This window comes from Flavobacterium sp. LAR06, from assembly GCF_041946075.1.
GTDB lineage: Bacteria > Bacteroidota > Bacteroidia > Flavobacteriales > Flavobacteriaceae > Flavobacterium.
The window spans coordinates 134407-148781 of record NZ_JAUTYT010000013.1 but is presented as its reverse complement, the minus strand read 5'-3'; the positions used below and the strand labels follow the sequence as shown (position 1 = coordinate 148781).

At 33.0% G+C, this 14375-nt stretch carries 16 protein-coding genes; 10 read left to right on the top strand and 6 right to left on the bottom strand.

Translation table 11 applies throughout. From position 1 onward, the window contains the following. Positions 1-10 precede the first annotated feature (10 nt). From Q7C23_RS18530 to Q7C23_RS18495, 8 genes are all read left to right on the top strand, one after another. Positions 11-601, top strand: a complete 591-nt coding sequence (locus Q7C23_RS18530; RefSeq protein WP_375033896.1) for a thiamine phosphate synthase — start codon at positions 11-13, stop codon at positions 599-601. Further along, positions 568-1323, top strand: coding sequence for a hydroxymethylpyrimidine/phosphomethylpyrimidine kinase (locus Q7C23_RS18525; RefSeq protein WP_375033895.1), 756 nt, complete (start codon positions 568-570; stop codon positions 1321-1323). Before Q7C23_RS18530 ends, Q7C23_RS18525 begins: the two co-directional genes overlap by 34 nt. After that, positions 1313-1951, top strand: coding sequence for a thiamine phosphate synthase (locus Q7C23_RS18520; protein ID WP_375033894.1), 639 nt, complete (start codon positions 1313-1315; stop codon positions 1949-1951). Before Q7C23_RS18525 ends, Q7C23_RS18520 begins: the two co-directional genes overlap by 11 nt. After that, positions 1932-2708, top strand: coding sequence for a thiazole synthase (locus Q7C23_RS18515; protein WP_375033893.1), 777 nt, complete (start codon positions 1932-1934; stop codon positions 2706-2708). Before Q7C23_RS18520 ends, Q7C23_RS18515 begins: the two co-directional genes overlap by 20 nt. 137 nt (positions 2709-2845) lie before the next feature. Then, the gene (gene thiH, locus Q7C23_RS18510; protein ID WP_375033892.1) at positions 2846-3967 is read left to right on the top strand and encodes a 2-iminoacetate synthase ThiH; all 1122 of its coding nucleotides are present in this window, start codon (positions 2846-2848) and stop codon (positions 3965-3967) included. A gap of 87 nt (positions 3968-4054) precedes the next feature. Next, a complete protein-coding gene (locus Q7C23_RS18505) occupies positions 4055-4765 on the top strand; it encodes a ThiF family adenylyltransferase (protein WP_375033891.1) in 711 nt (236 codons plus the stop codon). Between the two features lie 125 nt (positions 4766-4890). Further along, on the top strand, positions 4891-6771 hold the full coding sequence (locus Q7C23_RS18500; protein ID WP_375033890.1) for a transglutaminase family protein: 1881 nt from the start codon (positions 4891-4893) through the stop codon (positions 6769-6771). Then, a complete protein-coding gene (locus tag Q7C23_RS18495; protein WP_375033889.1) occupies positions 6768-8663 on the top strand; it encodes a DUF3857 domain-containing protein in 1896 nt (631 codons plus the stop codon). The genes Q7C23_RS18500 and Q7C23_RS18495 overlap by 4 nt, the downstream gene beginning before the upstream one ends. Here Q7C23_RS18495 and Q7C23_RS18490 read toward each other — a convergent pair. The 4 genes from Q7C23_RS18490 to Q7C23_RS18475 form a co-directional block, all read right to left on the bottom strand. Next, positions 8660-9454, bottom strand: coding sequence for an MOSC domain-containing protein (locus Q7C23_RS18490; RefSeq protein ID WP_375033888.1), 795 nt, complete (start codon positions 9452-9454; stop codon positions 8660-8662). The two genes, Q7C23_RS18495 and Q7C23_RS18490, sit on opposite strands and share 4 nt — an antisense overlap. A 1-nt stretch (position 9455) precedes the next feature. Next, the gene (aat, locus tag Q7C23_RS18485) at positions 9456-10094 is read right to left on the bottom strand and encodes a leucyl/phenylalanyl-tRNA--protein transferase (RefSeq protein ID WP_375033887.1); all 639 of its coding nucleotides are present in this window, start codon (positions 10092-10094) and stop codon (positions 9456-9458) included. Positions 10095-10236: 142 nt separating this feature from the next. Then, entirely contained in the window at positions 10237-10608 is a 372-nt protein-coding gene (locus tag Q7C23_RS18480; protein WP_026983757.1) for a DUF3127 domain-containing protein, read from the bottom strand. Positions 10609-10638: 30 nt separating this feature from the next. Next, positions 10639-11514, bottom strand: coding sequence for a flavin reductase family protein (locus Q7C23_RS18475; protein WP_375033886.1), 876 nt, complete (start codon positions 11512-11514; stop codon positions 10639-10641). 159 nt (positions 11515-11673) lie between these two features. On the opposite strand from Q7C23_RS18475, the gene Q7C23_RS18470 reads away from it, so the two are divergent. Further along, complete coding sequence (locus tag Q7C23_RS18470) at positions 11674-12828, top strand: PAS domain-containing sensor histidine kinase (protein ID WP_375033885.1); 1155 nt, start codon at positions 11674-11676, stop codon at positions 12826-12828. Between the two features lie 41 nt (positions 12829-12869). Here the strand turns inward: Q7C23_RS18470 and Q7C23_RS18465 are convergent, their stop codons facing one another. Both Q7C23_RS18465 and greA read right to left on the bottom strand, forming a co-directional pair. Further along, the gene (locus tag Q7C23_RS18465; RefSeq protein WP_375033884.1) at positions 12870-13256 is read right to left on the bottom strand and encodes an HIT family protein; all 387 of its coding nucleotides are present in this window, start codon (positions 13254-13256) and stop codon (positions 12870-12872) included. Positions 13257-13322: 66 nt separating this feature from the next. Then, positions 13323-13799: a transcription elongation factor GreA gene (gene greA, locus Q7C23_RS18460; RefSeq protein WP_072970495.1), complete on the bottom strand. Its 477-nt coding sequence runs from the start codon at positions 13797-13799 to the stop codon at positions 13323-13325. A gap of 156 nt (positions 13800-13955) precedes the next feature. Here greA and Q7C23_RS18455 point away from each other — a divergent pair, with 156 nt between their 5' ends. Then, positions 13956-14369 (top strand): Rieske (2Fe-2S) protein, encoded by a 414-nt coding sequence (locus Q7C23_RS18455; protein WP_375033883.1) that lies wholly within the window; start codon positions 13956-13958, stop codon positions 14367-14369. Positions 14370-14375 lie beyond the last annotated feature (6 nt).

Below are 14375 nucleotides of genomic sequence, written 5' to 3'. Positions count from 1 at the left end.
GAGAAAAGATATGATTGTGATTACTAATCCTTCTGCAATTTCTGGCGAAATTCGCATTATTGATTCTTTATTTGAGGAAGGATTGTCTTTGCTTCATATTCGGAAACCTGAGTTTTCTGCAGTTGAAATGGCGCATTTTATTGATAAGATAAAAGTAGAATTCAGATCTAGTTTGGTTTTACACAGTCATCATCAATTGGCAAAAGACCTCGGAATTAATAGAATTCATATTTCTGAAAAAGACAGAAAAGATAGAACATTCAGACCTATTAGTGGAAAGATTTGTTCGACATCAACCCATTCTATAGAAGATTTTAATTCATTGGAAAATGATTTTGATTACGCTTTTCTGAGTCCGGTTTTTAAAAGTATTTCCAAAGAGAATTATCACCCAAAAAAAAATCTTTTTGACGCTTTAAAATCAAGAACAAATTTTAAAACAAAAGTTATCGCTTTAGGCGGAATTGCCACTGAAAACCTCAAAAGAACTCTTGAAAACGGTTTTGATGATGTTGCTCTTTTAGGAAGCATCTGGAATAGTGAAAACCCTGTAAAACAATTCAAATTATGTCAGCAAATCGCCCATTCGTACTTAGCATAGCAGGACTTGATCCTTGTGGTGGCGCGGGTGTTTTGGCAGATGTTAAAACATTCGAACAACATCAGGTGACCGGTTTTGCTGTTGTAACGGCAAATACAATTCAGACGGAAGATGGCTTTTATGAAATTCAATGGACAAATTTGAGTTTTGTAATCCGTTCCATTGAAACCCTATTTCTAAGCTATAAAATCAAAACGGTAAAAATCGGGATTATGCCAAGTCTGCATTACTTAAACCGAATTCTTTCGACGATAAAACTATTGTCTCCAACGACTAAAATTGTCTGGGATCCGGTTTTAAAATCCACAACAAAATTCGAGTTTTTGAAAGTTGAAGAAGATACAGATCTTAACAAGATTCTTTCCAAAATAGATTTGATTACACCTAATTACAATGAAATTGAAATTTTATTCCCTGGTTTTATTCCAAACAAATTTTGGGTCCAAAATGAAATTCCAACCAACATTTTACTAAAAGGAGGACATAACGAATCGGAAATTGGTACGGATCGTTTGTTCTTAAAAAATGAAATTATTGAATTAGCCCCTTCCCAAAAAAAATGTTTTGAAAAACATGGTTCCGGCTGTGTTTTATCAGCAGCAATAGCCGCAAATCTGGCATTAGACCAAACTTTGGAAGAAGCTTGTAAAAATGCTAAAACCTACATAGAAAAATACCTGAATTCAACATCAACTTTAATTGGATATCACTATGTACAATAAACTGCAATACATTTCGCAAGGAAAAACAATCGAAGAACAATTGTATAATATTCATCATGCCTTAGATGCCGGGTGTGACTGGATACAAATGCGTTTCAAAAATCAAACGGCCAAAGACACTTTTGCTTTAGCGGAAGCGGTAAAATTTTTATGCGAAGAATATCTCGCCAATTTTATTGTAAATGACAATTTATATCTGGCACAACAAATCGCTGCAGATGGCGTGCATTTAGGTTTAACCGACATGAATATTGCAGAAGCAAGGGCAATTTTAGGAAATACAAAAATTATCGGCGGAACTGCCAACACTTTTGAAGATATCGAAAATCATGTAAAAAATGGCTGTGATTATATTGGATTAGGACCTTTTCGTTTCACCGATACAAAAGAAAAATTAAGCCCAATTTTAGGTTTATCAGGCTACCATAGTACTCTTCAAAAAATGAAAAACAGTAAAATAGAAACTCCTGTTTACGCCATTGGCGGAATCACATTAAACGATATAAGTCCTTTAATGGAATCCGGGATTCACGGAATAGCGGTTTCTGGAATGATTACAAAAAGTGATCAAAAAGAAAAATTAATTCAACAACTCAACGAAAAATTATATGCAAACGTCATTGTTTAATATTGGGGACAAAAGCTTTAGATCGCGTTTATTTTTGGGAACAGGGAAATTTGGTTCTAATATCCAAATGGAAGAAGCGATCCTGGCATCAGAAAGTGAATTGGTGACGGTGGCTTTAAAACGCATCGATCTCGAAACGGATACAGACGCTATTTTGTCGCACTTAAAACATCCAAATATCAATTTATTACCCAATACATCTGGAGCTAGAAATGCAAAAGAGGCCGTTTTTGCCGCGCAATTAGCGAGAGAAGCTCTTGAAACCAATTGGGTAAAACTCGAAATTCATCCCGATCCAAAATACTTAATGCCCGACCCAATTGAAACTTTAAAAGCAACAGAGGAACTGGCAAAACTTGGATTTTTTGTTTTGCCCTACATTCATGCTGATCCTGTTTTATGCAAACATTTAGAGAGTGCAGGAACAACGGCAGTAATGCCTTTAGGCTCCCCAATTGGAAGCAATAAAGGATTAAAGACTATTGATTTCCTTGAAATTATTATCGAGCAAAGTAATGTTCCTGTAATTATAGATGCCGGAATCGGCGCTCCATCCGACGCTGCAAAAGCAATGGAAATTGGTGCCGATGCTGTTTTGGTCAATACTGCAATTGCGGTAGCGGGAAACCCAAAATTAATGGCTGAAGCTTTCAGAGAAGCCGTTATTGCAGGAAGAAAAGCTTTTGAAGCTAAAATTGCGAATCAACAAAATTATGCTGTTGCTTCTAGTCCTTTGACTTCATTTCTTTACGAATAAATTTAACCGCAAAGTTCGCAAGGTTTTACGCAAAGTTCGCAAAGCTTTGAGAACTTTTCATCAAAAACAAAAAACACAAAGCTTTGCGAACTTTGCGTAATTCTTAGAGCACTTTGCGGTTAAAAAACACAATCCAAATGAAAACATTTAAAGCAATATTTGAGCAATATAATTGGGACAATATTCAATCAAAAATATACCAGACAACCTCTCAGGATGTCGAACGCGCGTTGGAAAAAACAAAACGCAATCTCGATGATTTTTTAGTTTTGATTTCTCCTATTGCCCAAAATTACTTAGAGCAAATGGCACAGCAATGTCATGAACTAACCAAGAAGCGTTTCGGAAAAACGATTCAAATGTACGCGCCATTATATTTAAGCAACGAATGCCAGAACATTTGTACCTATTGTGGTTTCAGTTTAGACAATAAAATCAAACGAAAAACACTTACAGACGCAGAGATTAAACTCGAAGTTGAAGCATTAAAAAATGTCGGCTTTGATCATGTTTTATTGGTTACGGGCGAAGCAAATTACACCGTAAACATTAATTATTTTCTGAATGCAATTGCCTTAATAAGAGAGCAATTTTCAATTATTTCTGTGGAATTGCAGCCACTTTCTACCGAAGATTATGAACGTTTGCATGAAGCGGGTGTTTATTCTGTTTTGGTGTATCAGGAAACCTACCATCAGGAAGTCTATAAAAAATATCATACGAAAGGAAAAAAATCAAATTTCGATTACAGGCTGGAAACTCCTGACCGAATTGGAACAGCCGGAATTCATAAAATTGGCTTAGGCGTTTTATTGGGTTTGGAAGATTGGCGAACGGATAGTTTTTTTAACGCACTGCATTTAGATTATCTTCAAAAGAAATATTGGCAGACAAAATATTCGGTTTCTTTTCCAAGGCTGCGTCCGGCAGAAGGCATTATCGAACCTAATTTTATTATGGATGATAAAGATTTGACACAACTCATTTGTGCCTATCGTCTATGGAATGAAGATCTCGAAATTTCCATTTCAACTCGTGAAAACGAAAAATTCAGAAACAATATTATTCCGATTGGTGTTACAAGTATGAGTGCTGGCTCCAAAACCAATCCGGGTGGTTACGTTGTGGATCCTCAATCGTTGGAACAATTTGAAATCAGCGACGAACGCTCTGCAGAAGAAATATCAGAAATCATAAAAGGCTCAGGTTACGAACCCGTTTGGAAAGATTGGGACAGAACATTTAGTCAAAAGTCTTAAAGTCGAAAGTCATAAAGTCTATCAACTTTTGACGTATACATTTTGACTTTCAACTTTACAACTTTCAAACTTTAAGACTAAAAAAAAATGAGTATCATACAAGAATTTCTACGTTACAACCGACAAACCATTCTTCCGGAAATTGGAGATGAAGGGCAGGAAAAACTCAAAAAAGCCAAAGTATTGGTAATTGGAGCTGGCGGTTTGGGCTGTCCTGTTTTACAATATATTGCAACGGCCGGAGTTGGTTATATCGGAATTATGGATTTTGACACCATTGAAATTCACAACTTACACAGACAGATATTATATACTGAAAATGAAATTGGAAAAGAAAAAGCGATTATTGCGAAAGAAGTCGTTTCAAAACTGAATCCATTAATTGAGGTTGAAGCGATTAATGCGAAATTGACAAGTGAAAACGCAGCAATAATAATTCAACAATATGATGTTATAGTCGATGGATCTGATAATTTTGCAACCCGTTATTTAGTAAACGATACTTGTGTTCAATTTCAAAAACCTTTGATCTACGGAAGTATTTTAAAATTTGAAGGCCAAGTTGCAATTTTTAATCATAACGGAAGTAAAAACCTGCGTGATTTATTCCCTGAAATGCCAGATCCCAAAGAGGTCCCAAATTGTAATTTGAATGGTGTTTTAGGAACTTTGCCCGGAATTATTGGAACTATGATGGCGCACGAAACCCTCAAATTGATTTTAGAATTGCCAACTTTAAAAAATGAATTGGTACTTTTTAATACTTTGAATTGGAATTTTACAAAGTTGCATTTCTAAAGAATGTGAATTTAAAATCATCTAAAAAATGCTACAAATAAACTTGTGCTGAATTAATAAATTAGTTGAATTTATTTGTTAATATTGCCATAATATTTCCAAATACTTTTAATTCTTTTTGATAGATGATTTTATATAGGCACTCCTATTTATTTATATTTTTTTTAGCGATTTTTTGTAGAGCCCAGAGTACAAAACCAAAATCATATATTGATGAAAAAGTTGATTCGTATGAGATTTCAATAAAAAATAATATTCCTTCAATAATTTTAACCTCGAAAGAAAAAAAATGGGTAGGTGATAAAAATGAAAACGCGGTTCTGGGAAACAGAATAACCTACATTGATTCATTTGAGAAAGTTTATGACATAGAAGCTTATAGCATTTCTCCAAAAAACAAAAAAGAAAAAATAGGTTATGTTGGAACCGGTGATCGCGAAATTGGAGATGTCTTTTTTCATGACATGAAATTCAAATATTATAACTTTTTAAATCTGGAAGAAGGTTCTCAAACCTACTCTTTCTATAAAAAAGAATATAAAAAGCCTCAGTTTTTAGAAAGCTTTTATTTCAAAGATTACCTCGATTGTAAATCTTCAAAAGTTATTTTAAAAGTTTCTAAAGATGTCGAAATCGGATATACTGTACAAGGTAAATTTGATGAAAAAATTGATTTTTCGACTCAAAACGAAGGTGACTTCACTATCTATACCTGGCAACTATTAAATGCTGCTAAAGAAGAAAAAGAAAACGGTTCACCTGGTACTTCTTATTATAGTCCGCATTTAATTTTTTACATTAAAAATTACAAAACAGCTACCGGCACACAAAATGTCGTTGGTTCTGTAGATAATCTTTATCATTTTTATGCAGAAACCATTAAAAATATTAATAAAGAAGACCAAACTCAGGTAAAAGAAAAAACAGCTGAACTTATCAACGGATTGACTGATAATATGGCAAAAGCAAAAGCTATTTTTGATTATGTTCAGAGTAAAATAAACTATGTTGCCTTCGAAGAAGGAATGGGTGGATTTATCCCGAGAGAAGCCGCTTCGGTATTACAGAAAAAATATGGCGATTGTAAAGATATGGCCAACCTACTTAATGAAATGTTGCACTATGCCGGCATAGAATCGAATATTTCCTGGATTGGAACACGTCAAAACAATTATACCTACGAAAATGTTCCGAGCCCAATTGTGGATAATCATATGATTACTGTTGCGACAATTGATAATAAAGACATCTTTTTGGACGCGACTGGTCATTATACTTCGTTCCCAAATATTACTCCGTTTATTCAGGGAAAAGAAGCTCTGGTAAAAATAGATGATGAGAAATACCGCATCATCAAAGTACCTGTTATTCCAGCTGATAAAAACAAAACTATTGGTAAACTAAAACTTAAATTCGATCAAAATTCTATATTGGGCGAAGCAGATTTTAGATTAGACGGATTTGTAAAAACGCAATTTATTAGCAGTTATATAACGACAACTGATAAAGATGAAATGCTAAAGGAATACCTGGCGCGTTTCATTCAAAACATTAAAACATCTAATATTGACATTAAAAATGATGACGTGTCACAAAATACGCTTCAAATTTTATATCATTTTGAATTAGATAAATGGATCAAACAGACCGATAATCAATTGCTTTTTAAACCAATTCTGTTTTTTCCTTATTCTGATGCAAGAATTAATATTGAGAAAAGAAAAAACCCATTGGAAAATGACTTTAAAAAATCTTATGAGTTTGAATATGAATTCGCTATTCCAGCAGGATATTCTTTAGATTTTTTACCTGAAAATTTCACTTTTAAAAATGATTTTTTCCAGGCAAGTATCAACTATAAAAAGGTTAATAATACTATCATTATAAATCAAAAGATGGAAATGAATGTTTTACTCTTAGAAAAAGAAAAATTTGAAACATGGAATACTGCCATTAAAAACATTACAAAACAATACAATCAAAATATTATTCTTACAAAAAAATGAAAAATCTAATTTTCTTCATCATCGCAATTTTATCTACACAACTTTCATTCTCCCAAGAGGAAGAAGTCAAAAATTACAAATGGGATGAAGTCCCTAATTTTCAGGAAATTCCCGCTGAATTTAGTAATTATCCAGCTGTCGTTTTAAAAGACTACAGACTATACGAAAACAAGGTCGGAGAATATACTTACAAAGCGTATGTTGTAAAACATCAGGTAATAAAAATCTTATCTGAAGCCGGAATTAATGAATATAACAAAGTATCGATAAACAATAGATATGTAAGGGATTACAGAGATTTAAAAGTTAGAGTAATTAAACCGAACGGAAAAATTGAAGAACTTCCGAAAGAAAAAATCATTGAAAAAGAAGGAACTACTGAAAGACAATTTGCTTTTGAGGGTGTTGAAAAAGGAGATATTATTGAATATTACTATGTAATAAAAGAATATCCGGATTTTAGTGGCTGTGAGTATTTTCAGAGAGACATCCCAGTTCTTGATGCGAAGTTCCAGATTAATAAAATTTCTCGTGCCAGAACCTATACCGCTGCTTATAACGGGTTGGTAAAAGAAAGTGACTTCAAAACAACAATTTATGTTGCAAAAAATCTACCAGCTTACAAATTTGAAAAAAATGCCACTAATCTTGCAAACCTTGCAAAGGTTTATTTTTTTATTGATACTTCCCTATCCTATAGTTATGTAGACTATTATAATTCTCTTAATAGTTTTGCCGATGGTGTAAGTGCTAAATCAATGATTAAAAATTTTGTAGAAAAATTTAATTTGAATGATCCTGCCCTTACAACAGATGAAAAAATAAAAATTGTCGATATCTATCTGAAAGAAAATATCGAAATTGATAAACAGTACATTTATAAAAAAGCATTAGAAACCAAAAAAATGACACCAAGCATGGTTTTATATTTTTATAAAGACGTTTTAGATTACCTTAAAATTAAATATCAGTTTACAGCTTCTACAGATAAATTTGATGATAAATTTGACAAAGAAAATGTTGTTCCCGATGCCTTATCAGAGATTCTGATTTACATACCGGAAACAAAAAAATACCTTTCTCCTTTTCAATTTTGGATGCCTTATGGTCAGCCTAATGCGCTTTCTGTAAACAACGATGCTGTTTATTTTAACAAGGAAGATCGCCAGCAGGTTACCTACGAATTCAAAAAGATCGAAAATGTTTTAATGGATGACAACGTTACGAAAGCAACAAGCAACATCACAATTGATGATGATATGGAAACCGTTTTGGTAGATAAAAAAAGCATCTATACGGGTTATCTTGCGTCATATTTTAGATATGCCGTAAAGCATGTCTCCGAAGAAAAAATAAATGATTTTGTAAAGAATAATACTTTTAATGATATTGATGTTGATGTTCAAAAATATTCTTTTGAAAATCAAGAGTACAAAAACAATTATGATCCTGAAAAACCTTTTACAATCAACAGCGCCATAAAAGTTAAAGAATCCTGGATCGAAAATGCAGGAAAAAACAATTTGATAACGATTGGAAAAGTGTTAGGAAAACAAACCAGTTTACATCAGGAAACAAACAGAACAAATCCGATTGTAATATCTTATCCAAAGAAAAACATTAATTATATTAATTTAAGTATCCCATCAGGCTACAGCGTTAAAAATGTAGGCAGTTTAGCTTTTACTAAAGAAATTAAAAACGCTAATAATGATGTTATCGGTTTATTTAAATCAACAGCGCAAATTGAAGGTAATACAGTAAAAATAGCTGTCGAAGAATTTTACAATTTTACTTATTTAGAGAAAGAAAAATACAGTGAATATAGAGATTTAGTCGACGCATTATATGACTTTAATAATGCTTCATTAATTTTAACCCGAAATAATTAAATAACAACCTCATCACCAACACTAATAACTCCTGAATTCAAACTAACAATATTAGTTCCGAATAAAACGGAGTTATTTACATTTCGGTATTTGCTTAGAGTCTTTAAAGGTTCTTTTTTCAAACGACCATTTGAAGGATCATTGTTGACCATAATACATCTTCCGCAAGGCTTTATGTTTTTAAATTGAACTTCTCCGATTTTAAAAGTATCAAGATTATCTTCTTCATGTTCTTTTTGGGTACTGATAACAATGTTTGGACGAAATCTTTTTATTGTAATTTTTTCCTCCAACTTATCATTTAAAAAATCCATACTTTCTGTACCAATCAATAAATAAGGATATCCATCAGCAAGACTGACATTGAAAGTTTCTTTTAATCGTGAACTTTCATGTTTACGCGCTCCAATTTTAGTGATCTTTACCAGTTTGCATTCAAAACCTAAGTGTTGGCTAAACCATTTTGAAGTTTCATTATTCACCTCAAATACTTCGCTTTTATCATCCCACACATTGACTTTTATTGCATTTCCTAAATTTTCATCAATAGAGAATTCATGTTTTTGATCCTTAAAAGTAATGCTGATTTTTCCATCTGAAATCTGAGGATAAAACTGACTCATAATACGATGCTCTCTTTGTGTTATCATCTGATTTTCGGCATCCAGTAACATCCAACGACGATCGTTTTCAAAGCCCATTTCTTCTGCTTTGGCATTTTGGCAGCTAATTCCCGCCAGGCTTTTTATCGGATAAATGTAAATTTCTTTTACAACATGAATTGCACTCATTTTACTTATTTTTTAAAATAGATATAAATTCATCACGACCAATTTCGCGACAGCCTAAACTCTCTAAATGCGGATTATAAACCTGACAATCCAATAATTTATAATTTTCCTTTTTTAACTTATTTACCAAGGCAATAAAAGCTACTTTTGAAGCATTAGAAACTTTTGAAAACATACTTTCTCCACAAAAAACATCTCCTAAATCAATTCCATACAAACCTCCAACCAAAACCTCATCTTGCCAAACCTCAACTGATTTTGCAATTCCTTCTGCATGCAATTTACAGTACGCTTCGATCATTTCGTTCGAAATCCAGGTTCCGTCCTGACCGTCGCGTTTTATTTTTTGACAATTCGAAATTACATCCTTAAAATTTTGATTAAAGGTAACTTTTAACTGATTTCGATTCAAAATATTACGCATACTTTTAGAAACGATTAATTCATCCAAAAACAAAACCATTCTGGGATCTGGCGACCACCACAAAATAGGTTCTCCCTCATTAAACCAGGGAAAAATTCCGCTTTGGTAAGCCAGCTTCAATCTTTCCGGTTTTAAGTCACCACCAATGGCCAGAATACCTTCTTCATCAGTTTCTGAAACGGGGGGGAAAGCTATATTTTCAAATAAATAATACATTTTTTTAAATATTAATTTTTAAATTCCAAATTCCAAACATCTAGAAAACCTTTGACAAAGATCTACAGAATACAAAAAATTCCAAATCCCAATACACAGAATGATTTGGAATTTGGAATTTTAGTTTTGGAATTTAAACTTATTAGAAAGGCAAATCGTCTGGTTCGTCTTCGTTTAAGTTTGTTGCCGGAGCAAAAGCTTCTGCAGCAGGCATTGGAGCTGTTTGTGCAGGACCTTCTGGAGCTAATCTTTCGATTCTCCAACCTTGAATACTATTAAAATATCTAGTTTCTCCTTGTGGATTAACCCATTCTCTTCCTCTTAAATTGATAGAAACTTTAACAGCCTCACCTTGCTTGTAGCTGCTCAATAAATCACATTTATCCTGAGTAAATTCAATCAAAATATGTTGAGGATATTGCTCGTCTGTTGTAACAACCAACTCTCTTTTTTTGAATGCAGCACTAACTTGTTGCTCTGGGTTAACCACTTTTACTTTTCCTGTAACTTCCATCTTCGTCTATATTAATTATTGTTTCTATTCTTATTTTTTGGCTAAAAGCACTTTCCAAGCCGATGAAATATCATCATTATTCAGGTATTTTTTGGCTTCTAAATGAATTTTTTCCAGATCGTCTGAGCTCAAAACTCCTTTCACTGAAAAATTTTCTTTCACAAATATACTAACTTCTTCCGTTGTAGGCAAGGCTTCAATATTACCTAATTTTCCGAGATCATTTCCGTCAAAAACCGGACTTTCCTTGACGAAATTCGGAATTGCATCTACTCCGACCCCTAAAGTCGTTAGTGGTTTTGGTACTTCAAAAAGTCCTTGGTTTGATCTTGAGTACCAATTATTTCCGAGTCGTGAAACCAAATCAATTTTATGCTGATCAATACCACCATTTTCATCTAAAACTGCTTCGTGAATATGAATTTTCACTACTTCGCATAAAACTAAATTTCCTGCTCCGCCTTCTGTTCCTAAAGGAATAATCTGCGTGACTTTGCACTCAAACTGAACTGGAGACTCTTTTACACGATATGGTTTTACCAAATCTGACGGAATTTGTGTCAATCCTGCCTTGATAAATTCGTTTACACCTTCTGCATATTCTGTACTGGCTAATGATGTTTGCTGCACTAAATCATAGTTAACCACATTTATAACTACTTCGCGTGTTGCTTCGACATTAATCAGTGTATGTTTGACCGTATTATCACGTACGCGTCGTGCCGGTGAAAAAATTAAAATGGGCGGATTGGCACTAAATACATTAAAAAAACTAAACGGCGACAAATTCGGAATCCCTTTTTCGCTCATTGTACTGGCAAAAGCAATTGGTCTTGGACCTACAGCGCTTTGCAGATAACCGTGTAATTTTGCCGTTGGAATCTCTTTTGGATTAATGCTAATCATATTTTTTCTTTTTAACCGAACCTCATTTCGGTATCTGCAAAAGTAGAGAAATCGTTTAATCCAAAGAAATACTTTAAGACATAAAAACAAAAATCTTTAATAAATAACAAAATATAAAATGTGTTTATTTCGTTATATTTATACCTCAAAAAAATACCTATGTCTTTTTCCGAAAGAAGAAATACTACCCGCTGGATTATCATTTCCATTTCCTTCTTAATCATTTCTCTGATTCTTTGGAATACCTATATCTTTTTTCAGGTTTTCAAAAACGAAGAAAGGTTAAAAATGAATCTTTTAGCCAATGCACAAAAGGCCTTGGTCAATGCAGATGAAAACACAGACTTAGATTTACCACTTGAGATTTTAAACAACAATCATTCGGTTCCTGTAATGCTAACGATGTATGGCGATAAAATTATCAGTTCTGTCAATGTACCGGAAAGAATAATGGAAGACGAAGAAAAATCACTTTCCTATTTAAATAATCTAAAGCGAGAAAATGATCCGATTGTTATTGAATACGCCCCAGGGAAATTTCAGAAATTATATTATGGAAATTCTGAGCTAATCAATAAACTCAAATATTACCCGATTGCTTTACTGCTGATTATCGTTTTGTTCGGTGCTCTAATTTATAATTTTTACAAAAGTACCAAAATGGCCACTCAAAACAAACTATGGGCTGGTATGGCAAAAGAAACAGCCCACCAAATTGGTACGCCACTTTCGTCTTTAATTGGCTGGGTTGAAATTTTAAAAACGGAAGAAATCGATCCATCCATAACATTGGAAATCGAAAAGGATATTGATCGATTGCAAACCATTACAGACCGTTTTTCAAAAATTGGTTCAGTTCCTGCTTTAGAATTACATGATGTCGTTTCTGAGACTTTAAGTAGTTATGAATATCTGCAATCACGTTTTTCAAAACAAGTTACTTTTTCTTATGACGCACCAAAAGAACCTGTTTTAGCCATGATAAATCCAACACTTCATAGTTGGACGATTGAGAATCTCGTTAAAAATGCCATTGATGCCATGAAAGGAAAAGGAACTTTAGATCTTCAAATTGAACAGGATGCTCATCATATTAAAATAAATATAAAAGATTCAGGAACCGGAATTTTAAAAAAGCAATTCAAAACTATTTTTGAGCCCGGTTTTACAACCAAAAAACGAGGTTGGGGATTAGGGCTTTCTTTGACAAAAAGAATTGTAGAAGAATATCACCGGGGAAAAATAAAGGTTTTACAGTCTGAAATTGGAAAAGGAACCACATTTCAGATTTCACTAAATAAAAAAGAGCAGTAAAATTTTTATTTACTGCTCTTTTTGTTTTATTTCGGAATCTATTACAAATTCACCTGAATGCTTTTTGCCAAAGCCTCAAATTCTTCTTTAGAAAGAGATACTTTATTTTGAAAAAGCATTTCATCCATATGATTTAAAGGAATCAAATGAACGTGTGCATGAGGAACTTCCAAACCAACAACTGCCATTCCGACTCTTTTGCATGGAACCGTTTTTTCTAAAGCAATTGCAATTTTTTTAGAAAACTTCATTAATCCTAAATACAATTCATCATCCATGTCAAAAATCTTGTCAATTTCTTGTTTTGGAATACAAAGCGTATGTCCTTTTGCATTTGGATTTACATCTAAAAAAGCTAAATAATTATCGTCTTCAGTAATTTTATATGAAGGAATTTCTCCGTTTACTATTTTCGTGAATATAGACATTGTTTATTCGTTTATTTGGTTACTTGTTTAACCAATTGAACGATTAAACAGTTAAACTTAAAAAAATTAGTCTCTTGAGATTTCAAGAATTTCAAATTTCAAAACTCCGTTTGGTACTGTAATTTCAGCTACTTCTCCAACAGATTTCCCAAGCAAACCTTTTCCAATAGGAGACGTTACTGAGATTTTTCCAGTTTTAAGGTCAGCTTCGCTTTCAGCAACAAGCGTATATTTCATTTCCATTCCGTTGCTTTGGTTCTTAATTTTTACATTAGAAAGCACCAATGCTTTCGAAACATCTAATTGTGATTCGTCAATTAATCTGGCGTTAGAATATACTTCCTCCAGTTTAGCAATTCTCATTTCTAATAAACCCTGTGCTTCTTTTGCTGCATCATATTCGGCATTTTCAGATAAATCACCTTTATCTCTTGCCTCTGCTATATCTTGAGATGCCTTAGGACGCATTACACTTTTTAAATGCTCCAACTCCTCTTTCAATTTTTTTAATCCTTCTGCGGTATAATAAGATACTTTACTCATAACTTCATCGTTTATATAAATACAAAAAATCCCATCGGGACGGGATTTTGTATTACAAATATACTATTATTTTTAATAGTACATAATTATATGTTAATCATATAAAATTCAAAACTAAATAATTTATTTTTGTTTCTCCAATTCTTATTTAAATCAATGAAAAAATTCTGGCTCTTACTCGTATTTGTTTCTGTACTTTTCTCTTGTAGTGATAGTGAAAGAAGCAATAATAATCCTAACATACCAAATTATTCAGTTAATCTGTCTGTAGATATGAATCTGCCGGCCTATTCCAATCTTAAATTTGTGAGTAATGGCGTTATCGTTCCGAATTTTGGAGCAAAGGGGGTCATCATTTTTAACGCCGGAGGCACTTATAATGCTTTTGATGCTGCATGCCCAAATCAGGCTTTAAATTCGTGTACCGCTATGACTATTGATGGTATCAATGCAGTATGCTCTTGTGATAAAACTGCCTATAGTTTATTTACGGGACTTGGAGGCAAAGAATATCCACTAAAACAATATAAAGTAGAAGTTAACGGAACGTTGATTCACGTTTATAATTAAAAAATA

Bases quoted from the DNA above. Each gene is read 5' to 3' on its own strand.
- Q7C23_RS18530 (WP_375033896.1), top strand. From the start codon at position 11: ATGATTGTGATTACTAATCCTTCTGCAATTTCTGGCGAAATTCGCATT.
- Q7C23_RS18525 (WP_375033895.1), top strand. From the start codon at position 568: ATGTCAGCAAATCGCCCATTCGTACTTAGCATAGCAGGACTTGATCCT.
- Q7C23_RS18520 (WP_375033894.1), top strand. From the start codon at position 1,313: ATGTACAATAAACTGCAATACATTTCGCAAGGAAAAACAATCGAAGAA.
- Q7C23_RS18515 (WP_375033893.1), top strand. From the start codon at position 1,932: ATGCAAACGTCATTGTTTAATATTGGGGACAAAAGCTTTAGATCGCGT.
- thiH (WP_375033892.1), top strand. From the start codon at position 2,846: ATGAAAACATTTAAAGCAATATTTGAGCAATATAATTGGGACAATATT.
- Q7C23_RS18505 (WP_375033891.1), top strand. From the start codon at position 4,055: ATGAGTATCATACAAGAATTTCTACGTTACAACCGACAAACCATTCTT.
- Q7C23_RS18500 (WP_375033890.1), top strand. From the start codon at position 4,891: ATGATTTTATATAGGCACTCCTATTTATTTATATTTTTTTTAGCGATT.
- Q7C23_RS18495 (WP_375033889.1), top strand. From the start codon at position 6,768: ATGAAAAATCTAATTTTCTTCATCATCGCAATTTTATCTACACAACTT.
- Q7C23_RS18490 (WP_375033888.1), bottom strand. From the start codon at position 9,454: ATGAGTGCAATTCATGTTGTAAAAGAAATTTACATTTATCCGATAAAA.
- aat (WP_375033887.1), bottom strand. From the start codon at position 10,094: ATGTATTATTTATTTGAAAATATAGCTTTCCCCCCCGTTTCAGAAACT.
- Q7C23_RS18480 (WP_026983757.1), bottom strand. From the start codon at position 10,608: ATGGAAGTTACAGGAAAAGTAAAAGTGGTTAACCCAGAGCAACAAGTT.
- Q7C23_RS18475 (WP_375033886.1), bottom strand. From the start codon at position 11,514: ATGATTAGCATTAATCCAAAAGAGATTCCAACGGCAAAATTACACGGT.
- Q7C23_RS18470 (WP_375033885.1), top strand. From the start codon at position 11,674: ATGTCTTTTTCCGAAAGAAGAAATACTACCCGCTGGATTATCATTTCC.
- Q7C23_RS18465 (WP_375033884.1), bottom strand. From the start codon at position 13,256: ATGTCTATATTCACGAAAATAGTAAACGGAGAAATTCCTTCATATAAA.
- greA (WP_072970495.1), bottom strand. From the start codon at position 13,799: ATGAGTAAAGTATCTTATTATACCGCAGAAGGATTAAAAAAATTGAAA.
- Q7C23_RS18455 (WP_375033883.1), top strand. From the start codon at position 13,956: ATGAAAAAATTCTGGCTCTTACTCGTATTTGTTTCTGTACTTTTCTCT.